This window comes from Novosphingobium mangrovi, from assembly GCF_022818885.1.
In the GTDB taxonomy this organism is placed as follows: Bacteria; Pseudomonadota; Alphaproteobacteria; order Sphingomonadales; family Sphingomonadaceae; genus Novosphingobium; species Novosphingobium mangrovi.
In genome coordinates, this window is the sequence record NZ_JALHAT010000003.1 from 220,659 (window position 1) to 244,083 (window position 23,425).

Consider the following 23,425-nt stretch of genomic DNA (forward strand, 5'->3'; position numbering starts at 1 on the left):
CACGATGCGCGGCGAGATCCTTTTCCTGGCCCATCGCCTGCCGTTTCCGCCCGACCGCGGGGACAAGATCCGCTCGCATCATGTGCTGAAGGCGCTGGCGCGGCTGGCCCCCGTTCACGTTGCCACCTTCGCCGACGATCCGGCTGATTGGGGCCACGAGAAGGATCTGGCCGCGCTTGCGGCGAGCCATTGCCTTCTGCCCCGCACCAAGAGCGTTCCGCGTGCGGCGCTGGAAGCTCTGGCGCTTGGCGTTCCCGTCAGTCTGCGTGCGTTTCACGATCCGCGCCTCGCCGCCTATGTCGATCGCGTCCTGGCCCACGCGAACATTGCGGTCATCTTCGTCTTCTCCGGGCAGATGGCGCACTATGTCCCGGATGGCTTTGCCGGACGCGTGGTGACCGATCTTGTCGATGTCGATTCGGCCAAGTTCGAGGCCTATGCACGCGATCACAAGGGGCCGCGCCAATGGATGGAGAGGCGCGAAGCCCGCCTCCTCGCGGCCGAAGAGGCGCGAATTGCCGCGCGCAGCGATGCGACGCTGCTAGTCAGCGAAGCCGAGGCCGACCTTCTGCGCACACGCTTGCCGCAGTCCTCCTCGCGCGTGGCCGCCATGGGCAACGGGATCGATGCACAGACCTTCGCGCCGGATGCCGTGGAGCCTGAGCCCCGGATGCGCGCAGCAGGCTTCCCGCGTCTCGTGTTTACCGGGCAGATGGATTACGCCCCCAACATTGGTGCGGTCGAGCGCGCCGCGCGCCAGATCCTGCCGCGTGTTCAGGAGCATTTCCCACAGGCAAGTCTCCACATCGTGGGCCGCAACCCCACGCGCGAGGTGCAGGCGTTGGGACAGGAAGAGGGCGTCACGGTCTGGGGCCGGGTTCCTGATGTCCGTCCCTTTCTGGAAGCGGCGGACATGGCGCTCGTGCCGCTGTCCATTGCGCGCGGCGTTCAGAACAAGGTGCTGGAAGCCATGGCGATGGCGCGCCCGGTGGTCCTGACATCGGGCGCGGCCACCGGCATCGCCGCGCGCGATGGCGTGGATTTTCGCGTGGGGGACACCGACGAGGACCTTGCCGCGGCCATTGTTCATCTCGCCATCCAGACAGAGATCCGGCGGGATATGGGCATGGCCGCACGCGCCTGGGTCTGCCAGCACGCCAGTTGGGAGGCCGCTCTTTCGGCCCTTGCGGGGCTGTGCGGGGAGCCCGGCGATGCCTAGCGCCGCATATTCCAAGGCATTGCGTGATCTGCCCGCGCGCATTCCGCAGGCTTGGCGCACACCGCTGACGACACTGGTCGCCGCCTGGCTCGTGTTGCTGGTCGGATTTGCAAGCGATTGGGGCGCCATGGCGCGCCAGTGGTGGGACATCTCGACCTACAACCACATGCTGCTTATCCCGCCGGTCGAAATGTGGCTTGTCTGGCAGAGGCGCCACCAGTTGGCGCGCCTCCAACCGGCGGCCTGGTGGCCGGGCCTGGTCCTGATGGCTGGCGCGGCCTTCGTGTGGTTGCTGGGCGGCGTTTCGGGACTGGACCTCGCGCGCCAGGCGGGCGTCGTCGCCTTGCTGGGAGCCTGCGTTCCCCTGCTGCTCGGGCCGCGCGTGGCCATGGCCCTGTGCTTTCCACTCTTCTATCTCGTGTTCATGGTGCCCTTCGGGGAGGAGCTGGTGAAGCCGCTCCAGATGATCACGGCCGAGATCACCATTGCCCTGACCCGCGCGAGTGGCATTCCCGCCGTGATCGAGGGGGTCTTCATCGACACACCCGCTGGCCTCTTCAAGGTGGCCGAAGCCTGTTCGGGCGTGAAGTTCCTTATCGCGATGGTGGCCTTTGGCGTCCTTGCCGCCAACGTATGCTTCGTGCGCTGGGGGCGGCGCCTAGCCTTGCTGGCGGCCTGCGTTGTCGTGCCGATCCTGGCGAACGGGCTGCGCGCATGGGGGACGATCTACGCCGCCCAGCACGTGGGGATAGAGGTCGCCGCGGGCTTCGATCACATCGTCTATGGCTGGATCTTCTTCGCAGTGGTCTTGGGGCTGGTCATTGCCGGGGCATGGCGCTTCTTCGATCGGCCGTTGGAGGCCCCGATGCTCGATCTGGAGAAGCTCGCGCGCAGCCCTGTCCTGGCGAAACTGGAAGCCATCGGACGTGGCAAGAGCGTCATGGCCCTATTGGCCTTGTGCCTTCTGCTCATGGGGGTGAAAGCCTGGGCCTGGAGCGCAGACCGGCTGGCCGCGCCCTTGCCAGTCCAGATCGCCTTGCCCGAAGTCACAGGCTGGCGGCGGGTTCCTTACACCCCTGAAGTCTGGTGGGAACCGCGCGCGCAAGGCGCGGACCACCGCCTGCTCGGACGCTATGCGGACGGCAAGGGCGGGACCGTGGACGTCTTCGTCGCGCTCTATTCGGGCCAGGGCGAGGGCCGTGAGGCCGGTGGCTTTGGGCAGGGCGCGGTGATGTCCGATAGCCCCTGGGCCTGGGCGGCTCCGGCGACAGCTCCCCAGGGCGGGCACGGCGAACGCCTGGTCGCACATGGCCAGCTCGAACGCCTGGCGATGACCTGGTACCGCAATGGGGATCTCCTTTCGGGGAGCAACGCCCGGCTCAAGCTTGCCGTCATCGAGGACCAGCTCGTCCTGCGGGCGCAGCCAACGCTCACGCTCATCCTTTCCGCCGAAGAGGGGGAGGGTGAACGGGCCCAGCAGAGGATCGGACATTTCCTGGAGGCGACTGGCGATCTGTCCCTTTGGATGGACGGCGTGGCCGGGCTGAGATAGGGCACATCCGCCATGTGTGGAATTGTGGGCATATATCATTTGGATACACCCAAGCCGGTCGATCCGGCGCGGGTGGCGGGCATGTGCGATGCGCTGGCGCATCGTGGCCCTGATGGCGAAGGTGTCTGGACGGCGCCGGGCGTGGGGCTTGGCCATCGCCGTCTTTCCATCATCGACCTGGCCGGTTCTCCCCAGCCCATGGCCTCGAGCGATGGCCGCGCGGTTCTGGTCTTCAATGGCGAAATATACAATTTCCGCGAACTTCGCCGCGAGCTGGCGGCGGGCGGCGTGCATTTTCGCACCGATGGCGACAGCGAGGTGATCCTTGCGGCCTGGCAGCGTTGGGGCACGGACTGCCTGCAGCATCTGCAGGGCATGTTCGCCTTTGCGATTTATGACCTGGAGGCGCGCAGCCTGTTCCTCGCGCGTGACCGGCTGGGCGTCAAACCACTGTTCTATACCACGTTGAGCGATGGCAGCGTCATCTTCGGGTCGGAACTCAAGGCCTTGCTGGCCCATCCGCTGCTGCGGCGCGAGGCCGATCCGCTGGCGGTCGAGGACTACATGACCTGGGGCTACGTGCCCGATCACCGCGCAATCCTGAAGAACGTGCACAAGCTGGCGGCCGGCCATTTCCTCCTCCTGCGCCACGGCAAGCCCCTGCCAGCCCCGAGCGAGTGGTGGGACGTGAGCTTTGCCGGGCGTCGTGCTGGACGCCGGGCTGCGTTGGAAGAGGAACTTCATGCGCTTTTGGAGGAAGCGGTCCGCTCGCGCATGGTGGCCGACGTGCCCCTGGGAGCGTTCCTGTCCGGCGGCGTTGACAGTTCGAGCGTGGTCGCCTTCATGGCCAAGGCAGGCGCGCAGCCGGTGCGCACCTGCTCGATAGGCTTTGACGTCACAGGGCTCGACGAGACCGCCTACGCGCAGAAGATCGCCCAGCGCTTTGGAACCGACCATGTCACAAGGCGCGTCTCACCTGATGATTTCGAGGCGGTCGAAGCCTTGGCGGGCATGTTCGATGAACCTTTCGCCGATGCCTCGGCGCTTCCGACCTGGCGGGTCTGCCAGCTTGCGCGTGAGCATGTCACCGTGGCGCTGTCGGGCGATGGCGCGGACGAAGCCCTGGCGGGATATCGCCGCCATGTCTTTCAGCGTGCGGAAGATCGGGTGCGCGGTGCGCTTCCCGCGTCCATGCGTGCCTCGGTGTTCGGCAGGCTCGGCGCGCTCTATCCCAAGGCCGACTGGGCGCCGCGTCCCTTGCGGGCGAAGTCGACCCTGCTGGCTTTGGCAGGCGACAGTGCGCAAGGGTATGCACGGGCCTTGGCCTACGCCACGCCGGAAATGCGTGAGGGGCTGTATTCCCCCGAATTTCAACGACTGCGCGGCGAATACCGCGCGGAGCAGCCGCTCGAGGCGCTGATGCGCAGGGCGCCAGCGCGCTCGGGACTGGACCGCGCCCAGTACGCCGATCTCAAGTTCTGGCTACCGGGCGATATCCTGACCAAGATCGACCGGACGAGCATGGCGGTGGGCCTTGAGGCGCGCGAACCGCTGCTCGATCATCGCCTCGTCGAATTTGCCGCCTGCTTGCCCGAAAGCCTGAGGGTGCGGGGACGCCAGGGCAAGTGGCTGATGAAGAAGGCGATGCAGCGCCACCTTCCCGAGGACATCCTCTATCGCCCCAAGCAGGGTTTTGTAACGCCTATTGCGCAATGGTTCCGGGGGCCGCTCCGCGACGCGGCACGGGAAATCGTACATGGCAAGGGGCTCGCTGCCTCAGGCTGGTTTGACCAGCGCCACCTCGGGCATCTCGTGGAAGAGCATGTGTCCGGTCGGAGCGATCACGCGCGATTGCTCTGGCAACTGCTTATGCTTGAACGCTCGTTTACCACGTTGGGACTGGTCTGAAATGGCTTGAATTCCGGGGTTCTCGGCTTTCTGCAAAGGTGTGCAGCAAAGTTAAGATTAACTACACATATTCTTAGGAAGTTGGCCCTAAGAGGGTAGGACGAAACGTCACAGATGGGACGTAGATGACGAATTTTGGTTGCAAATCCGAGGTGTCTTGGCGCGAACGCGGCGTAGCCGCGGGCTATGCCTGTACACCAGTTGCCTCAGGGCGCCTGAGTGGGGACTTCGCCTGACATGATCGCGCGGCTTCGCCAGTACTGGAAGAGTGCCCGGTTCCGGATCGTGTTCTGGGCCACTTTCACCGGGCTTATGCTCGGTGTAAGCGGCCTCAGTGTGCCGATCGAGGACGTCTTGCGCAATCTGCGTGTGCCGCTGCGGCTGCATCCTTCCAACGGCCAGACCGTGATGGTCCTGATGGACGATCGGACGCTTGGTGCGCTCGACAGTCTCGATGTGTCACGAGGAGATGATGCGAAGCTGCTGGACACGCTGTTCGGAGCTGGTGCGAAGCGGGTATTCTTTGCCCGCCTTCTTCCCGACCAGGCGAGGCCTGAAGATCGTGACGCGTTCATCGCGCAGCTGAAGGCGCATCCGGGACGCGTGTTTACCGGTGCCCTGCCGAGTTCCGACCAGAAGCCGGGCAACTACGCGGCGCGCGTACCGACGAGCGCCTATGCGCAGCACATCGAGGTCGTCTCGTTGCTGACGCTGCATCATCCGTTCAATATCGGCTTTGAAATGCCGTTCGCCTCGGACAGTCCGATCGGTCAGATACCCAGCATGTCGGCAGCCCTTGCGGGCGTGGAAGGCGATACCAGCACCCTCTTTACCCCAGACACCTCGATTGATGTCCGTTCCTATCCCGAGATCAGCTACATTGACGTGCTGCGTGGTGATTTCATCCGCGAAAACGTGACGGGCAAGGATGTCATCGTTGTCGCCGCGGCCGCGAACTACAACGACATCCACAAGATTGCGGGCCAGTACGGTACCGTTCCTGGCGGCTATATTCAGGCCCTGGCGGGGGAGACCTTGCAGCAGGGCCTTCCGCGCAATGTCGGGTGGCTCCTGCCGCTGGTGATCGTGGTCGCGATCATCGTGACGGGCATCGGGCGAGGCCGTGTGCTCGACTGGAAGCGCTCGGGCGCACTTCTCACGGTCATCGTCGCGGCTCCATTCATGCTGGAATATGTCCGTGTGTCCATGCAGGTTGCTCCCGCCTTCGTGGTGGCCTTGACGGCTGTTCTGCGCATGCGCAGTCTCGACAGGGTCGAAGTCGCGAGCGAAACCAATGCGGGATCGGGCCTGCCCAGCGTTCAGGCGCTGCGCAACTCGGCCGAAAAGTCCAATCGGATCCTCGTTGCACTCAAGATTCGCAACTATGGCGCGATCATCGGCAGTTTTGCCGAGCATGTAGAAGCCAACGTCGCCCGCGAGATTGTCCGGCGCATTCGCATCAGTGACGATACCGCCACCGTCTATCACGAGGGGGGCATGTTCATGTGGCTCTCGTCGATCCGCAATGCCTTTGACCTGTTCGAGAACCTGGAGGGTCTTCATCGTATCGTCCAGAACGGCATTCAGGTTGGTGGTCTCGATATCGACCTCTCGTTCAACTGCGGCGTCGATTCCGAGTTTGACCGCGCCATGTCGACCCGTGTGGCCGGAGCCATGCAGTCGGCGGAAGAGGCCATTCGCAATGACGAGTTGGTCTACCAGCACGACAGTCGCAAGCACGAGGCGCAGTGGGAAATCTCGCTGCTGACCTCGCTTGATCGGGCGATCGACAACGGGGAGGTGTGGGTTGCCTACCAGCCCAAGTTCGACCTTCGCTCGAACCGGATTTGCGGTGCCGAAGCGCTCGTGCGCTGGACCCACCCCGAGCGTGGTCCGATCTCGCCGGAAAAATTCATCCGCATCGCCGAGGAATTTCATCGGATCGAGCGCATCACGCGGTTCGTGGTCGATGATGCCGTGCGTTGCGCGGTCGAGATGATGCGTGAAGGGCTCGATATCTCGATGTCGGTCAATATCTCGGCGCAACTGCTGCGCAATCCGGTTCTGCCGACGATGATCTCGGATATCCTGGCCTTGCATGGGTTGCCTGCCGACCGCCTGATCCTCGAGATCACCGAGACGGACAAGCTGGACCGCAGTTCGCGGACCTACCAGATGCTGCAGCGTCTCGTGCAGTCCGGGCTGCGTCTCTCGATCGATGACTTCGGAACGGGCAACGCGACCCTGGACTACCTGCGCTACCTGCCGGCGAGCGAGGTGAAGATCGATCGTTCGTTCGTTTCCGCCATGGAAACCAGCAAGGATGATCTCGTGCTCGTCCAGTCGATCATCGAGATGGCGCATTCACTGGATCGCACCGTTGTCGCGGAAGGTGTGGAGACCTCGGTTGGTCTCGACATCCTCAAGCGGCAGGGCTGCGACATTGTACAGGGCTACCACATCGGCCGGCCCGTGCCCTTCGCTGACCTCGCACTGATGATTGCCGCGGGGCAATTGAAGCTCCATGGTTAAAAAAGTCTTGAGATTGAGTTAGCTAACGGTTAACCCTGTGTCTGTCGCAGCAATAGCGACGGTTCACATGGGGAAATACAATGCTTTCTGGTTACTGGTGGGGCTCGTTCGGTCAGTAATATCTGACTGACATGATTGGCTAGAAGCCCTTCATGGCCCATTCAAAAGAAGCCCCTTGGAAGTCAATATTGATTTCCGAGGGGTTTTTTATTTGGTATTCTGCTTATTTTCTACGGATTGCGTATTTTCTGGTCGGTTCGCGTGGCTGCTCTTGTGCCGAATGGGCGACCTCTGGTGATCTGCAGTCTCTCTAAGTAATCTTCTTTAGTTAGTTTCTGTGACTAACTCCGGAGCTTGCGAGTCGGCGTTAGGTAACCTGATTCTGCGGGGAGGGGGGCGTAATCGCTTGAGGACGGAACGTCGGCAAGAAGCGCCTTATTGGAGCCGCCAGGCCTTACAGCGCTTTTGGATAGTCAGGCTTCTGGCCGAGAGCGTGCAAGCCAAGCTCTTATGCGTGACCTCATGCGGCTTTTCGAGCGGCTATAGGGGCGGGATGACGAGTCTCGAACTTTCGCCGCTGCCACCGAATTTCGGGGTTCCGCGCAGCTATTGTTGGGGGAAGTGGTTCGAGATTGTCGCGCTGGGCCATGGGCGCAATCCATTTGACGGAGTCCCACGTCAGGGGCTGTTAGGATCTGAGCGTCCTTGTCCGGGGCGGTCAGGGTAAGGGTGAGGTAGGCCGCTTGGATTGGTTGCCAGGCAATACTGCATCTCGGTCTAAGTGCCTGACTGCTCTAAGGCGCCGTAGTGCCTGTCGATCCAGGGCGGAGATCCTTGAAGGCAAGCCCATCCAGGCAATCATGCGCCCACCACGCCAGATTCGTGGCCCTCATCTGCCGAGAAGTCGGATGGTGAAGTACGACCCGAAGGTGTGGGAGCAGCCACCGTGTCAGCCCATCGGCGGGCGTTCAGTCTTCGCCGTGGCCTTTGGCGAGGTAGTCGGCGCTTTGCATCTCGTTCAGGCGGCTGACCGTCCGCTCGAACTCGAAGCGACCGGTGCCGGCCTCGTAGAGCTCTTCCGGAGAGGCATCGGCGGCCGCGATGAGCTTTACCTTGTTTTCGTAAAGGGCGTCGATCAGGGTCACGAAGCGTGCCGCTTCGTTGCGGCGGTCCGGGCCCATACGGGGAATGCCGACGACGATGACCGTGTGGTAGGCGCGCGCAATCGCCAGGTAATCGGAGGCGCCGCGCGCTTCGGCGCACAGGCGCTTGAAGCTGAAGACGCCTACACCCTTGAGGCTCTTGGGTACATGCAGCAGCCGTCCGCCACCAACGTCGATATCCGCCGGGGGAACGTGCTCGGCATCCTCGGGTGGATAGTCGGTCAGGCGGTAGAAAGCCTCTCGGGTCTGCTCGGTCGCCTCTTCGCCCAAGGGGGTGTGCCAGGTCGCCATGCCGCCGAGGCGCTGGAGGCGATAGTCGGTCGGGCCGTTCAGCGTGTAGACGTCGAGTTCACGCTCGATGAGGTCGATGAAGGGCAGGAAGTGTTCGCGGTTGAGGCCGTCCTTGTAGAGCTCGGACGGCGCCCGGTTCGACGTCGTCACGATGGTGACGCCCTCGTGCTCGATGAGCTGCGTGAACAGGCGGCTCATGATCATCGCGTCGGCGGAGTTGTTGACCACCATTTCGTCAAAGGCAAGGCACTGCACGTTGCGTGCGATCGTTGCGGCCACAGGCGGGATCGGGTCGCCACTTTCCTTCTTGCGCTCTTCGTTGAGGAGAGCGTGCACCTCGAGCATGAAGGCGTGGAAGTGAACCCGGCGCTTGGCCGTGATGTCGAGCGTCTGGTGGAACAGGTCCATCAGCATCGACTTGCCGCGCCCGACGCCGCCCCACATGTAGACACCGCGCGGGGAGGGGGCCTTCTTGCCCAGAAGCTTGCCGAAAAGACCTGTGGAATTGCGCGCCTTGTAGAAGGCGCGCTGCAATTGATCGAGACGCTCGGCCACGGCGGCCTGCTCGGGATCCGAGCGCAGCTCTCCGGTGGCGACCAAGGTCTCGTAGCGACCGAGCATCGCGGTCATGCCGCGCGCTCTCGGTTGCTATCACGCAGGCGAAGGCCGCCGACGGGGAGCGCGCAATGCATCACGACTGACATCGATGAAACGCCGGGGTACGCCGATCAGATCTGGCGTTCGGCCTGCATCTTCTTGATTTCGGCGATCGCGCGCGCGGGCGAGAGACCCTTGGGGCACACGTTCGAGCAGTTCATGATCGTGTGGCAGCGGTAGAGGCGGAAGGGATCTTCCAGCTCGTCGAGGCGCTCACCGGTCATTTCGTCGCGGCTGTCAGCCAGCCAGCGGTAGGCCTGAAGCAGGATGGCCGGGCCCAGGAACTTGTCGGAGTTCCACCAGTAGCTCGGGCACGAGGTCGAGCAGCAGGCGCACAGGATGCACTCGTAGAGGCCGTCGAGCTTCTCGCGCTGGTCGGGGGTCTGCAGGCGTTCCTTGCCCGACGGGGTGGTCGAGACAGTCTGCAGCCAGGGGCGGATCGACGCGTACTGCGCGTAGAAGTGCGTGAAGTCGGGAACCAGGTCCTTGACCACGTCCATGTGCGGCAGCGGCGTGATGCGGATGTTGCCCTTGAGATCCTCGATCGCGGTCGTGCAGGCAAGACCGTTGGCGCCATTCATGTTCATGGCGCACGAACCGCAGATGCCTTCGCGGCACGAACGGCGGAAAGTGAGGGTGGGGTCCTGCTCGCTCTTCATCTTGATGAGCGCGTCGAGAACCATCGGGCCGCAGTTGTCGAGGTCGATCTCGAACGTGTCGTAGCGCGGGTTCTCACCCGAATCCGGGTCGTAGCGGTAGACGGTGAACTTCTTGACGCGGGTCGCACCTTCAGCCTTGTGGACGTTGCCCTGCTTCTTGATCTTGCTGTTGGCCGGAAGGGTGAACTGCGCCATGAACGAATCCCCGTTTTCTTGCATTGCGGCATAACCGCCTCGGTGGTTCCCCTCTAGCGATTCAGCCGCGCGGGGCAAGGGGGGAGTGTGAACAGATGGGCATTCCAGCTCTCTAACACCGCTTTTTTGCATGCAAATTGCGCACCTTCGGCTGAACCGAGCGGCGAAATGGCGTCTGCGGGATCCGTGATCTGTAGCGACAGTCGTGGTTTGTAAGTCGCAGAAAATCGATGATTTTGCAGATCAGGGGGATGTGGTGACGGTATTTTGAACGCGAGCGGGCGCAAGGCTTGAGGCTGTGTGCCTGGATAGAGACGCCAGCGCAGTTTGCGATGGCCCATGCAAAAAAAGGCTCCCCGCATCCGAAGAGCGGGGAGCCTTTTTTCGATTTTTGCGCGGTCGCGGCGATTATTCGCCGAAGGTGCGCTGCCACCAACCGCGGCGCGGAGCCTCGGTCTTGGGGGCTTCCTCGGCCTCGGCTTCAACCTTGGTCTGGGTTTCCTCGCTGGCAGGCTTGGTTGCCGCGGCTTCGGGGGCAGCCTCGGCGGCGACCTCTTCTGCGACGGGCTCAACCTTCTTACGACGCGGGGCACGCTTGGGCTTGGGCTTTTCCTCGGTCGCTTCGGGCGTGGCTGCCGCGTCTTCGGCGGCAGGCTCAGCCTTCTTGCGACGCGGAGCGCGCTTGGGCTTGGGCTTCTCCTCGGTCGCTTCGGTCGTGGCTGCGGCCTCTTCGGCGGCAGGCTCAGCCTTCTTGCGGCGCGGGGCGCGCTTGGGCTTGGGCTTTTCCTCGGCTTGCGCTTCGGCAGTCGCAGCCTCGGCCGGAGCTTCCGCAGCCGGTTCGGCGGCGGCGTCTTCGGCAGCAGGCTCGACCTTCTTGCGACGAGTGCGCGTGCGCTTCGGCTTGGGAGCCGGCTCTTCCTCGGCCGGAACTTCCGCAACCTCGACCGGCTCGGGCGCCATTTCGGCGGCCACGGCGGCTTCGGGTTCAGGGGCCGGTTCGGGCGCGCTCACGGCGGGCTCGGAAGGTGCTTCGGTTTCCGCTTCGGCTTCGAGCGCAGGGCGCTCGTCCGAAGTGTTTTCGTCACCTTCACTGCCAAAGCCTTCGCCCTCGGCGTTGCGGCGACCCCGGCGGCGGCGACCGCCACGGCGACGGCGCTTGCGGGGAGCTTCGGCTTCATCGTCGTGCTCGTCGCTGGCTTCGGCGCCGTTGGTTTCGGCACTTTCACCGTCCTCGTCAGCCTCGGCCTGGGCTTCGCCCGCATCCTGACCGTCCTCGCGGCGGTCACGACCACCACGACCACGGCGGCGCTTGCGACGCTTGCGGCGCGAACCGCCTTCGTCCTCGTCGTTCGAACGGGCTTCCTCGGCCTCGAAGGCTTCGTCTTCCTCGTCTTCGTAGAGGCCGTCGTCCTCGACTTCGGTCGCGATCGGGTCGAAGCGGGGGACGAAGTCGTTGCGTGGGCCGGACGAGGCAACGCGCATCTTGGCGCCCTCGTTCTCACCCTCGGGGATGACTTCCACGGTCACGCCGTAGCGTTCCTCGATGTCGGCGAGGTCCGCGCGCTTGGCGTTGAGCATGTAGACCGCCGCTTCGGTGCTGGCGAAGAGCGAGACGATCACGCCCTTGCCCTTGGCCGCTTCGTCCTCGATCAGGCGCAGGGCCGAGAGGCCTGCCGAGCTGGCGGTGCGCACGAGGCCGGTGCCGTCGCAGTGCGGGCACGAGCGGGTGGTCGCCTCGAGCACGCCGGTGCGCAGGCGCTGGCGGCTCATCTCCATGAGGCCGAAGCTCGAGATGCGGCCGACCTGGATGCGGGCGCGGTCGTTCTTGAGCGCGTCCTTCATGGCCTTCTCGACCTTGCGGACGTTCGAGCCGTATTCCATGTCGATGAAGTCGATCACGACGAGGCCGGCCATGTCGCGCAGTCGCAGCTGGCGGGCAATTTCGCGCGCGGCTTCGAGGTTGGTGGCGACCGCCGTCTGCTCGATACCGTGCTCCTTGGTGGCGCGGCCCGAGTTGATGTCGATCGAGACCAGCGCCTCGGTCGGGTTGATGACGATGTAGCCACCCGACTTGAGCTGCACGACCGGGTCGTACATCGCAGTCAGCTGATCCTCGGCGCCGTAGCGCTGGAACAGCGGCACGGGATCCGAATAAGGCTTAACCCGGCGCGCGTGGCTGGGCATCAGGAGCTTCATGAAGTCCTTGGCCGCGCGGTAGCCTTCCTCGCCCTCGACGACGACTTCCTCGATCTCGCGGTTGTAGATGTCGCGGATGGCGCGCTTCACCAGGTCGCTGTCCGAGTGGATCAGCGAGGGCGCGGCCGAGTGCAGCGTCTTTTCGCGCAGTTCGTCCCAGAGGCGGGCGAGGTAGTCGAAGTCGCGCTTGATCTCGGTCTTGGTACGCTGGAGGCCGGCCGTGCGCACGATGCAGCCCATCGAACGCGGCAGGTTCATCTCCGCGATGATCGACTTCAGGCGCTTGCGGTCCGAGGCCGAGCTGATCTTGCGGCTGATGCCGCCGCCGTGGCTCGAATTGGGCATGAGCACGCAGTAGCGACCGGCAAGGCTGAGGTAGGTGGTGAGAGCTGCGCCCTTGTTCCCACGCTCTTCCTTGACAACCTGCACGAGCAGGACCTGGCGACGATGGATGACGTCCTGGATCTTGTAGCGGCGACGCAGCGCAAGGCGCTTCGAACGCAGCTCTTCGGCTTCCTTCGAGCGGGCCTTGCCCTGGCGGCGGCCGCGACCACGGCCACGGCGCGAGCGGCCCTGGTTGTCGTCCTCGCTGTCTTCGCCGTCCTCGAAGCCCCGCTCGACGTTGCCGTCCTCGATCGTGGCGACATCGTCCTTCTCGGAGGTATCGACCTCGGTCAGGCCGCCGTCGTCGAAGTCCTCGCCGTCGGTGTCGTTCTCTTCGTCCTCGTCCTCATCGTCCACTTCGCTTGCGCGCAGGGCCGCTTCTTCCTCCGCGTGCGCAGCTTCCTCGGCGAGGAGCGCATCGCGGTCTTCCTTGGGGATCTGGTAGTAGTCCGGGTGGATTTCGCTGAAGGCGAGGAAGCCGTGACGGTTGCCACCAAAATCGACGAAGGCGGCCTGGAGCGAAGGCTCCACGCGCGTCACCTTCGCGAGGTAGATGTTACCCTTTATCTGCTTGCGTTCGGTCGATTCGAAATCGAACTCTTCAATGCGATTTCCCTTGAGTACCGCCACCCGCGTTTCTTCCGGGTGGCGCGCATCGATGAGCATGCGCGTTGCCATTGGTAAGTCTCCGGACGCGCTGCCTTCCGGCCGGATCAGCCAGTGGCGCGCGTCGATTGTCGTGAAGGTCGCAGGAGAACGGGAGGGCGCCGTAACGACGGGGTGCCTCGTCTCCGTAGCGGACCGGATTGTAGATGGGGTCGGAGCAATCCATCGCTCCGAGTGTCGTATCAAATTCCACTGCCGTTGCGGCAGCGATTGCGTCTGCGAGCGGAAGTTCGCGTGGCGAAACCCAACACGCCGAAAGTTGCGGCCACGCCGCCACCGCCCCGAAGGGCTTGGGCTGGCAAGGCGGCAATTGGCTTCTCATCTCTCGCATCAACCTGTTGGAGCCGGACCGGAAAGCGGCCGGTTCAATTCTCTCCGCGTAGGCTGTCGGCCCTGATGGCAGATTGCAAGTCCTTTTCAGGAAGATAACTTGCCAACCTGTCTGGGGTGAACAGTCGCGGATTTGAACTGCCTAGCACTACACGTAAGCCACGGCAAGTTGCTTGGTGTGCCGTGCCTTCCGAAGTGGACCGAACATCGCTGTAGCGGGGCGTGCGCCCGCTGAAAGGCGCCGTGTTGCGGGGGGATCCGTGCCGACGCGCGCAAGAGGATTGCGGGGCTTGCGGCGAGGCCCTAACGAGACACCGATTATGGTGCGTCTGGTCCAGATATTCCTGCTGCTGCTGGCTCCGCTTGCGCTGCTTGCCTGCGTCTTCGTGATTAACCGCACGTTCGCACAAGCGAGTGGCGGGCGTGAATACGTGGTGCGCATGAAGCTGCCGGAGATTGGCGTTCCGGCCGATCTGCCCCCGGTCGAAGGGCCGCGCGACGCCCGCCAGCCACTGGTCGTGATCGATGCCGGGCACGGCGGTTTCGATCCGGGCGCGGGACATGGCCGGGTCAAGGAGAAGCAGATTGCCCTGCAGATCGCGCGCGAGATCCGGGCCGACCTGCTCGCCCACGGCGATATCCGGGTTGCGCTGACGCGGGATGACGACCGGTTCATTTCGCTTGCCGATCGCCCCGATATTGCCCGGCGCCTGGGGGCCGACCTCTTTCTCTCGATCCACGCCGACAGCGCGGAAAGCGACCGTGCGCGCGGTGCCAGCGCCTATGTCCTTTCGGAGAAGGGGAGCAGCGAGGCTGCACGCCGGTTCGCGGCCAGCGCTGCCGAGAGCGACGCCGCGAGCGCGCGCCGGGTAAACGGCATCGTCCTCGATGCCGCCAATGATGCAGTGGGCGCGATCCTGCTCGACCTCTCGCAGCGCGGTGCGCAGGAGGCCTCCGCGCAAGTTGCCTCCTTCCTGATCGAGGAGCTGGCCGATGCGGACGTGCGGCTTCACCGTCGTCACGTCGAAACCGCCGCGCTGGCCGTCCTGAAGGCGCCGGACATGCCCTCGGTCCTGTTCGAGACCGGATATATCAACAATGCCAAGGATGCCGCTTTCCTTCAGTCGCGCGAGGGGCAGGGCGTGGTTGCAGGCGCGGCGGCGCGCGCGATCCGGCGCTATTTCGCGCGGCGGGCGGATTTCCAGTAGGCGCACAGGAGTTCGGCCCTGGCGTATGCGAGGGCGTCGATGTGTGTCTCGCTTCGCCGTGTTATCCGCGACTTGGCCGATCTCGCGCTGGCCTTGCGCAAAAAGGGCGTGCTAGAGGGCTTGCACGATGACCGACACGAGCTCTGACACCGGCCCCGGCGCGGCCCAGGATACGCCGGAAGACGCAAGCACCAGCCCCCGCCGCGAACGTGGCCAGGGTCGAATCGCACGGATCTGGCGTTCGAGCCGGCTCCTGCGCGGATTTGTGTACCTGTGTGTGGCCGGTGTCATTGGCCTGATCGGTCTGTGGGTCGTGCTCATGCGCGACATGCCCGATGCCAAGTCGTTGCTTGCCTACCAACCGCCGCTGCCGACCATGGTGCGCGATATCAATGGCGATATTGCCTATAGTTACGCGCGCGAACGCCGCGTCCAGCTGCGCTATGTCGACCTGCCGCGCCCGCTGGTCAACGCGTTCCTCTCAGCCGAGGACCGTACGTTCTGGTCGCATGGCGGCGTAGATATCGGCGGCTTTGCAGGCGCCGTGGTCGACTATGTGTCCAAGTACGGCTCGGGCCAGCGCGCCAAGGGTGGCTCGACGATCACCCAGCAGGTCGCCAAGAACATACTGATCGGCGATGAGTACTCGGTCACCCGCAAGCTCAAGGAAATGGTGCTCGCCTATCGCATCGAGGGCGTGCTTTCGAAGGAGCAGATCCTCGAGCTCTATCTCAACGAGATCCCGCTTGGCCGCCGCTCGTTCGGTGTCCAGGCCGCGGCGCGCGCGTATTTCGATAAGGACGTCGACGAGCTGACGCTGAGCGAATCCGCTTTTCTCGCCATCCTGCCGCGCGCGCCTGAGGTCTATGGGCGCAAGAAGCACGAGGCCCGCGCGCTGGAACGCCGCAACTGGGTGCTCGACCAGATGGTGCGTAATGAGTGGGTGAGCGAAGCCGATGCCGCGCAGGCCAAGGCGCAGCCGCTTGGCCTCGTCACGCAGCGCGGCCCCGACTACGATCCCGCCAACGGCTACTTCATCGAGGAAGTGCGCCGCCGCCTGATCGACCGTTACGGCGAAAAGGCCGAGGACGGCCCCAACAGTGTCTACGCTGGTGGTCTGTGGGTGCGCACGTCGCTCGATCCTGAACTGCAGGGCGCGGTGCGCGCGGCGCTGCGCAAAGGGCTTCTGAACTACCACGGCCGCCGTGGCTGGGCGGGGCCGATTGCGCACATCAACGACATGGAGAACTGGCAGACCCAGCTCATCGTCTCGAACAAGACCATCGATTACCAGAACTGGCGCGTGGGCGTCGTGCTGGATGCCGCGAACGGGGAAGGGCGCATCGGCTTTTCCGATGGCGACATCGCCGCGCTCACCAATGTCCCGGACCGCGCCAAGGTCGGAGATTTTCTGGCCGCTGCCCCGGTTTCGGCGGGGACCTACGCGGTGCGCACCGTGCCCGAGGTTTCGGGCGGCATGGTCATGGAGCAGCCCTATTCGGGACGTCTGCTGGCTCTTCAGGGCGGCTTCGATTCCGGTTTGGGCTCGTTCAACCGCGCGGTCCAGGCCGAGCGGCAGCCCGGCTCGACGATCAAGCCCTTTGTCTATGCGACCGGGCTCGACAACGGCATGACGCCTGCGACGCAGGTGCTCGACGGTACCTTCTGTGTCTACCAGGGCGGCAATCTAGGGCAGAAGTGCTTCCGCAACTTCGGCAACGAAGGCGGCGCGGGTTCGCGCACCATGCGCTGGGGCCTCGAACAGTCGCGCAACCTGATGACCGTGCGCATTGCCAACGACATCGGCATGGGCAAGGTGGTCAAGACCTTCAAGACCATGGGTATCGGCGAGTACAAGCCCTACCTCTCCTTCGCGCTCGGCGCCGGCGAGACGACCGTGGCGCGCATGGCCAACGCCTACTCCGCGCTCGCCAACAACGGCGTGCAGTATGACGCCTCGGTCATCGATTACGTGCAGGATCGCAGCGGCAAGGTTATCTGGAAGGCCGACAAGCGCAACTGCGATGGCTGCAACATGGCCGAATGGGACGGCAAGCCGATGCCGCGCATCGCGCGCCGCGGCAAGCAGGTGATGAACGCGGACACCGCTTACCAGACTATCCACATGCTCGAAGGCGTCGTTACGCGCGGTACTGCGGTGCGTCTGCGCAGCCTCGACCTGCCGCTCTTCGGCAAGACCGGCACCACCAACGGTCCGACCGACGTGTGGTTCATGGGCGGCTCGCAGGACTACGTGGGCGGCGTCTACGTGGGCTACGACAATCCGCGTTCGCTGGGCGGCTATGCCCAGGGCGGCCGTATTGCCGCGCCGATCTTCAAAGACGTGATCGAGGCCACGCGCGAGCGCTGGAGCGACCAGCCTTTCGTCGCGCCGCCGGGTGTGCGCATGGTGCGCATCGACCGCGTGACCGGCAAGCAGGTGATGGGCGTGGAGCCTTCGGACGAACCCAAGGCGTCGGTCATCTGGGAAGCCTTCAAGCCTGACACCGAACCGCGCCAGTACACCGCCGAGGATGAGTTCACCAAGCGCCGCGACGCGTTGATCGCCGAGATCGATGGTGCGCGCAAGGCGCGGGCGGCGGCGGCCGAAGCTGCCCAGGGTGTTGCCGACAATTTCGCCGAGGAGCAGGGCGGCATCTACTGATCAGAGCCAACAGGAAAAATCCTGGCGAACTTTGGGCCATGTCAAAGGCCCCCGGGTTCGGCGGGCCTAGGGCGTCGTTCAGGGATACTCCTGTGAGGTCAAATGTGTGTGCAAATTGCACATATGATTGAATCCTAAGTATTATTACTAGTTGTTAAGCCTTCACAGGCACTGTCCCCGCGGATTTCGAACGGGGGTTGGTTGCAGATGTCGCAGGTTACACCGCGCAGTCTTACGCTACGCTATGTCGTGGCGCTGGGACTGATCGCGCTCCTCAGCATCGTTTCGCACTTTGTCCTCACCGAGACGTTGCGGGCGAACGAAGGCGGCGCAGCGATCATCAACATGAGCGGGCGTCAGCGTATGCTTTCGCAGCGTATCAGCGCACTCGCGGACGATCTGCACCGGGGCGACGAGGAGGTGCGCGAACCGCTCGAGACGGCCGTGCGCCAGTTTGCCGACGCCCACCGTGAACTGGCCAGCCTCGCTTCCAGAAAGGAAGGTGCCTCGGTTGCCGAGCGCCGTTTGTACGACGTCTACTACGGGCCTGCCGAAATAGACCGCCTGGCTCGGCGTTTTCTGGATGCGGCCGAGGCGGAGATCGCTCTCCCGCGGGGAGGCCATCGGCCCGCGGCCGCTGGCGAGATCGGGAACCTGCGCACCTTGTCGGTGCTCTCGCGCGGGCCCTTGCTCGCCGGCCTTGAGGAGGTGGTCGCGATCCACCAGTCGGTCAGCGAGATTCGCGCGCAGCAGATGGAGCGGATCCAGTGGGGGATACTTGCGATCGTGCTCCTGACCCTGGCCTTCGAGGCCCTTTTCATCTTCCGGCCGATGGTGCGGCGCATTTCCGAATACGTCGGCCAGCTTCTCGATCTGGCCGACCACGACTATCTGACCGGGATGCTCAATCGCCGGGCGTTCACCGCGCGGGCCGAGACCGAAATCCAGCGCGCGCGTCGCCATGACCGGCCGATGTCGCTGCTGCTCCTGGACGTTGATCACTTCAAGCAGGTCAACGATGTCCATGGGCATCTTGCGGGGGACGAGGTGCTCTTCGGGATTGCCCAGATCCTCGACATGCAGGGGCGCCGCGAGGATCTGGTCGGGCGCATTGGAGGCGAGGAATTTGCCATCCTGCTTCCCGAGACGTCTCTCGCGGGCGCGATTGATGTGGCTGACCGGGTGCGCGAGGCCGTGGCCGGAGAGCCGTTCATGGCTGGTGGCAGGGCGCTCAGCGTCACGTTGAGTGTCGGCGTGGCGGAAGTGGACAGGACCTCGCCCCGCGGGGTTGTGACCGCCATGGCACGGGCGGATCAGATGCTCTATGAGGCAAAGAGCGCAGGCCGGAACTGTGTGCGCCCTTTCCGGGGTTCGATCCTGCCAATCCGCAATGCCGCCAAGGGCTTGGAGCCTGTCCTTGCGGCTTCCCCGGTTCTGGGCGCCTCGGCAGAGGGGGGCGTCTAGTTCAGGTTTCTGCTAGCGCCACGCTGCCTCCGGCCTGCCATCGCCGGATCGTGAGGTAGGCGCCCTGTAGGGCCGCGCGCACAAGCGGACCAAAGCCGAGCATCGTACCATCCTCGCCTTGCGCTGCGGGAAGAAGGCGGACCTGTTCCAGAGCAAGTCGCAGGCCCGAAGGGGTAAGCGAAGGCGCGCGCGCAAGCGCATGGGCGACCAGCCGTGCCAGATCGTGATTGCGGGCCATCGTGTCATGGTGCGCGCCGGCAGCGGGAAATTCGCTCTGAAGCGCCCGGAAGCGCGGGTTGCTCTCGGTTACGAGCGACAGATGCAGCCACCCTTCGAGGTCTTCGGGGCGTGCAGGAGCGTGCGGCCTCGCGGCGCTGCGGGCCGCGAGGAGGTTGAGCAGGCAGGCGCCGTCATAGCCGGACTGGCCAATCGCATCGCGCAGTTCGCGTGGCGGCGCTGTGCGCCCCAGATAGATCAGCGCATCCGGGCGTGCGCCTTCCTGGTTGAGCGCTGGGGCAAGAATATCCGGAACGTCGTCCGCTCCGGCCAGCGTCGGCACCGCGATGCTCGCGCTCGGAGCCAGGCCCGCGATCCCGGCCTCTTCCTGGAATGCCTTGGCCAGACGTTCACCCAGGCGGGATGTTTCGTGAAGGACCACCGGGCGAGTGCATCCGCTGGCGACCAGATGCTCGACAAGTCGCACGGCCTCTTCGACAGCGCCGCCCGACTGGAGCTGAAAGGCATGGCGCGTGCGCGCGTGCTCGTCGTGGGAGCAGATCACGGCGGGAACGCGCCGATCTTCGTAGACGCGCGCGGCGATGGCGGCGTTGTCGCTGACGAGGGGGCCCACGATCAGGGCCACACCGTCGTCGACCAGGCGATGGCAGGCGTCCTCAACCGCGGCTCCGGTCCCGCCGGGCAGGCCCAGCGCGTAGGCATGCACGATCTCCACTTCGGGGACTGCGCAACCGCGCCTGCGCAAGGCCGCGATCTCGCGATCAAGCCAGAAGGCGATGTCGTGGCAGGCGGGCGAATCGTCATCCTCGTCCGCGCGCAGGTCCGCTGCGTCGTTGAGCACTCCGATCCTGATCCTGTCGGTCATTCCCGATCCCCTTTGTCTGGCGGGGCCGGAGGAACCGGGGCCGCGTCGCCTTGGGGGAGGAAATGGTCCGATGCGCAAAAGGCTGCACGCCCCGGTGCGCTTTTGCCGTCAGGCGTTGAAGGAGCGCGAAATTCGCGATCAGCGCCGGGGCACCAGAATGCAGCGCATCGCGCCGGCCTCAGGTTCGGGACCGGGGCCCGTTTCTTCGAGGAAACCCGCGCTGATGCGCGTGAAGCGGCGGTTGCGGAAGACGCCGCCCGTCATCACCACCTCGGAGCCTGTATGCAGGTAGCTTCCGCGCACGCCCTTGGCGAGATAGCTGGACGCATTGACGATGGTGAAGTCGTACTCGGGCACCGGCTCGCCGATCAGGCCGCCCGCATCCCCGGGCAGTTCGCAGGCGTAGCGCCCCATCTTGAGCGTGCCGATCTTGCCGCCCGGAACCGGCGGCGGCTCTGAACTGTCGGCGCCCGCCGAACTGAGCGGCGCGGCAAGAGCCAGAGAAGCAGCAAGGCACAGGATCGCCGGCGAAAGGCGGCGGGAGAGGGCGGCTCGGTTCATGACAGCTGCGCTAGCACCGCAGCGAGGCAATTGCCATGCCCGTCTGCCTCGGCTAAGGGGCGCGGGATTTGCGAAACCCTGTGTCTCTCCTGTAGAGGTCCGGAACCGTTTCGCTCAGCTCTTTCCCATCGAAGGCAGGTTTCCATGAAGATCAGCGGCGTCGACATTCGTCCCGGCAACATTCTCGAATACGAAAAGGGCATCTGGAAGGTGGCCAAGACGCAGCACACCCAGCCCGGCAAGGGCGGTGCGTACATGCAGGTCGAGATGAAGAACCTCGTCGATGGCCGCAAGACCAACGTGCGCTTCCGCAGCGCCGACACGATCGAGAAGGTGCGTCTCGACACCAAGGACTTCCAGTACCTCTACGCCGAAGGCGACATGCTGGTGTTCATGGACACCGAGACCTACGACCAGATCCAGCTTCCCGCCGATCTTCTCGGCGATGCCGCGGCTTTCCTTCAGGACGGCATGCAGGTCGCTCTGGAACTGTGGGAAGAGCGCCCGATCTCGGTGCAGCTGCCCGAGCAGGTCGAGGCCGTCATCGTCGAGGCCGACGCCGTGGTGAAGGGGCAGACCGCCTCGTCGAGCTACAAGCCCGCTGTCCTCGACAACGGTGTTCGCGTGATGGTGCCGCCGCACATCGAAAGCGGTACGCGCATCGTCGTTGATGTTTATGAAAAGGCCTACGTGCGAAAGGCGGACTGATCATGAAGCTGCGTTCCAACCTCCACAAGCTGGCGCTCGGCGCTGCCCTGTCCCTCTCGGCCCTGCCGGTCGGCGTGGCGGCGCAGGACGCTGCCCCGGCCCAGCCCAAGGCCGAGGACGTGCAGAACGCGGTCCTCTATCTCAACGTGATGGTCTCTGCCCTGCGCTCCGAGCAGGTCGAGGAGCCGGTCAAGAACGCGCTGGTGGGCTGTCTCTACAACAACTCGCTGGGCAAGATCGGTACTTCGGTGGATGGCCTTATCGCCAAGAACGCCGACAAGGTTCACCGTGACAAGCCCGGCGAGTTGCTGCAAGCCATTGCCCTGGTCTGCGGTTATCAGCCCGAAGGCGCGAGCGCGGGCAACGAGCGCTGACCACCCGATCGTTCGGGTGAGGTCGGCGCGTTTGAAAATTGATGTGCCGGCCCGGCCGGCAGTAGGAGCAGAGTAAAGGTTATGGCCGCAATTTCCGGTCTCATCCGCGTCATGGAAAAGGCCGCCCGCAAGGCTGGTGGCCGACTTCGCCGTGACTTCGGTGAAGTCGAACATCTCCAGGTCTCGCGCAAGGGGCCGTCCGACTTCGTCTCCAAGGCGGACCAGGCCGCCGAGCGCACCATCTGGGACGAGCTGCGCGCAGCCCGCCCGGATTGGGGCTTCCTGTTCGAGGAAGGCGGCTCGATCGAGGGCGATCCTGACAAGCCGCGTTTCATCGTCGATCCGCTCGACGGCACCACGAACTTCCTTCACGGCATCCCGCACTTCGCGATCTCGATCGCGGTGCAGGAGCCGCGCCTTGACGGCAACAAGTCGATCAACGGCGGCTGGGGCGAAGTGACCGCGGGGCTGATCTACCAGCCGATCACCGACGAGAGCTTCTGGGCCGAGAAGAGCCGGGGCGCCTGGCTTCACGATGCGCGCCTGCGCGTATCCTCGCGCCGTCATCTTGATGAGAGCGTGATCGCGACGGGCATTCCCTTTCAGGGGCATGGCAACGTCGCGGAATGGTCGCGCATCTATCAGGCGCTGGCACCGCAGGTTGCGGGCATCCGTCGTTTCGGTTCGGCTGCACTTGATCTCGCCTGGGTTGCGGCGGGCCGTTACGAGGGCTTCTGGGAAGCCGACCTGAAGCCGTGGGATACGGCGGCGGGCTGCCTTCTCGTGCGCGAGGCTGGAGGCTTCGTGTCCGACTGGAAGGGCCGTTCGCTTCCCTATTGCGATAGCCAGATCCTGGCGGGCAACGACGTGCTCCATTCGCGCATTCACAAGATTCTCGCGAACTCGCTCAAGGGCTGAGGCTCGCGGATGATCCGGATCGGGGAAGGGCGGCTTCGGCCGCCCTTTTTCGTGTCGGGTGCATCGATTTTTTTCGGATGGCCCAAGGCGCTGGAAATGGGGGCTTAGTATCCCTTTCCAGGCCGCCTTTATGAGCCTTTCCCGGTCTTGCCGGGAACTGTCGTGTTCCCCACGCCGTTTCTACGTGGTACTTACGTAGAGCTGATCCGGGGAGATGGAATGGCGATCAGGAACGTCCTTTGCTTGGGTTTTGGTCTCGGGGCATGTGTCCCGGCCGCCGCTGTCCATGCGGGAGAGCCTGTCGCGAAGGGCGTGGTTCCGCTGGCACTCGCCGCCACTTCGGCCAGCGCGCCATTGTCGGGCTCACGTCTTGATCTTCGTGGATTTTCTCTTTCCGCCAAGCCCTTGAATACCCAACTGCGCAACGAACGCGTCGAGCTCGGCCCGGCTCCCGAAGCGGACGCCGAGAAGATCAAGCTGCGCTGGCAGTACGCCACTGGTGAAGATGGGCCGCGCTTCGAGATCGGCTCGATCGGATCGCGCAAGGGCGCGATGAAGCGCCAATTGCTCCACGTCGCACTCGATTGGGAATTCTGAGAAAAAGACCTTTACCTGCGCAAATGTGCGTCCCGGTGGGTATTCGCGCATTGGCCTCTTGAATGCGCCGATGGCT

General features: G+C 64.3%; 16 protein-coding genes. 11 read left to right on the forward strand and 5 right to left on the reverse strand.

Annotation, left to right across the window (positions count from 1 at the left end; genetic code table 11):
• Positions 1-4 precede the first annotated feature (4 nt).
• From MTR65_RS03330 to MTR65_RS03345, 4 genes are all read left to right on the forward strand, one after another.
• On the forward strand, positions 5-1,219 hold the full coding sequence (locus tag MTR65_RS03330) for a TIGR03087 family PEP-CTERM/XrtA system glycosyltransferase (protein WP_243797036.1): 1,215 nt from the start codon (positions 5-7) through the stop codon (positions 1,217-1,219).
• On the forward strand, positions 1,212-2,771 hold the full coding sequence (xrtA, locus tag MTR65_RS03335; RefSeq protein WP_243797038.1) for an exosortase A: 1,560 nt from the start codon (positions 1,212-1,214) through the stop codon (positions 2,769-2,771). The genes MTR65_RS03330 and xrtA overlap by 8 nt, the downstream gene beginning before the upstream one ends.
• Positions 2,772-2,783: 12 nt before the next feature.
• Complete coding sequence (locus tag MTR65_RS03340) at positions 2,784-4,679, forward strand: XrtA/PEP-CTERM system amidotransferase (protein ID WP_243797041.1); 1,896 nt, start codon at positions 2,784-2,786, stop codon at positions 4,677-4,679.
• 237 nt (positions 4,680-4,916) lie between these two features.
• Positions 4,917-7,211 carry an EAL domain-containing protein gene (locus MTR65_RS03345; protein WP_243797044.1) on the forward strand — a complete coding sequence of 765 codons (2,295 nt, stop codon included), beginning with the start codon at positions 4,917-4,919 and terminating at the stop codon, positions 7,209-7,211.
• Positions 7,212-8,179: 968 nt separating this feature from the next.
• Here MTR65_RS03345 and zapE read toward each other — a convergent pair.
• From zapE to MTR65_RS03360, 3 genes are all read right to left on the reverse strand, one after another.
• Positions 8,180-9,295 (reverse strand): cell division protein ZapE, encoded by a 1,116-nt coding sequence (zapE, locus tag MTR65_RS03350; protein ID WP_226635724.1) that lies wholly within the window; start codon positions 9,293-9,295, stop codon positions 8,180-8,182.
• A gap of 98 nt (positions 9,296-9,393) precedes the next feature.
• Entirely contained in the window at positions 9,394-10,176 is a 783-nt protein-coding gene (locus MTR65_RS03355; protein ID WP_039393979.1) for a succinate dehydrogenase iron-sulfur subunit, read from the reverse strand.
• Positions 10,177-10,584: 408 nt separating this feature from the next.
• The gene (locus MTR65_RS03360; RefSeq protein WP_243797046.1) at positions 10,585-13,434 is read right to left on the reverse strand and encodes an Rne/Rng family ribonuclease; all 2,850 of its coding nucleotides are present in this window, start codon (positions 13,432-13,434) and stop codon (positions 10,585-10,587) included.
• Between the two features lie 638 nt (positions 13,435-14,072).
• Here MTR65_RS03360 and MTR65_RS03365 point away from each other — a divergent pair.
• The 3 genes from MTR65_RS03365 (at position 14,073) to MTR65_RS03375 (ending at position 19,089) form a co-directional block, all read left to right on the forward strand.
• The gene (locus MTR65_RS03365) at positions 14,073-14,960 is read left to right on the forward strand and encodes an N-acetylmuramoyl-L-alanine amidase family protein (protein WP_243797049.1); all 888 of its coding nucleotides are present in this window, start codon (positions 14,073-14,075) and stop codon (positions 14,958-14,960) included.
• A 127-nt stretch (positions 14,961-15,087) separates the two neighbouring features.
• Positions 15,088-17,625, forward strand: a complete 2,538-nt coding sequence (locus MTR65_RS03370) for a penicillin-binding protein 1A (RefSeq protein WP_243797052.1) — start codon at positions 15,088-15,090, stop codon at positions 17,623-17,625.
• A gap of 207 nt (positions 17,626-17,832) precedes the next feature.
• Entirely contained in the window at positions 17,833-19,089 is a 1,257-nt protein-coding gene (locus MTR65_RS03375; protein ID WP_243797055.1) for a diguanylate cyclase, read from the forward strand.
• Position 19,090: 1 nt separating this feature from the next.
• On the opposite strand, the gene MTR65_RS03380 is transcribed toward MTR65_RS03375, so the two are convergent.
• Positions 19,091-20,191: an ABC transporter substrate-binding protein gene (locus MTR65_RS03380; protein WP_243797058.1), complete on the reverse strand. Its 1,101-nt coding sequence runs from the start codon at positions 20,189-20,191 to the stop codon at positions 19,091-19,093.
• 138 nt (positions 20,192-20,329) lie between these two features.
• Positions 20,330-20,752: a hypothetical protein gene (locus MTR65_RS03385; RefSeq protein ID WP_243797061.1), complete on the reverse strand. Its 423-nt coding sequence runs from the start codon at positions 20,750-20,752 to the stop codon at positions 20,330-20,332.
• Between the two features lie 144 nt (positions 20,753-20,896).
• Here MTR65_RS03385 and efp point away from each other — a divergent pair, with 144 nt between their 5' ends.
• From efp to MTR65_RS03405, 4 genes are all read left to right on the forward strand, one after another.
• Entirely contained in the window at positions 20,897-21,460 is a 564-nt protein-coding gene (efp, locus tag MTR65_RS03390) for an elongation factor P (protein WP_148626507.1), read from the forward strand.
• Between the two features lie 2 nt (positions 21,461-21,462).
• Complete coding sequence (locus MTR65_RS03395; protein ID WP_039393969.1) at positions 21,463-21,834, forward strand: hypothetical protein; 372 nt, start codon at positions 21,463-21,465, stop codon at positions 21,832-21,834.
• 81 nt (positions 21,835-21,915) lie between these two features.
• The gene (locus tag MTR65_RS03400) at positions 21,916-22,752 is read left to right on the forward strand and encodes an inositol monophosphatase family protein (RefSeq protein ID WP_226635702.1); all 837 of its coding nucleotides are present in this window, start codon (positions 21,916-21,918) and stop codon (positions 22,750-22,752) included.
• Positions 22,753-22,995: 243 nt separating this feature from the next.
• Positions 22,996-23,349: a hypothetical protein gene (locus MTR65_RS03405; protein ID WP_243797063.1), complete on the forward strand. Its 354-nt coding sequence runs from the start codon at positions 22,996-22,998 to the stop codon at positions 23,347-23,349.
• Positions 23,350-23,425 lie beyond the last annotated feature (76 nt).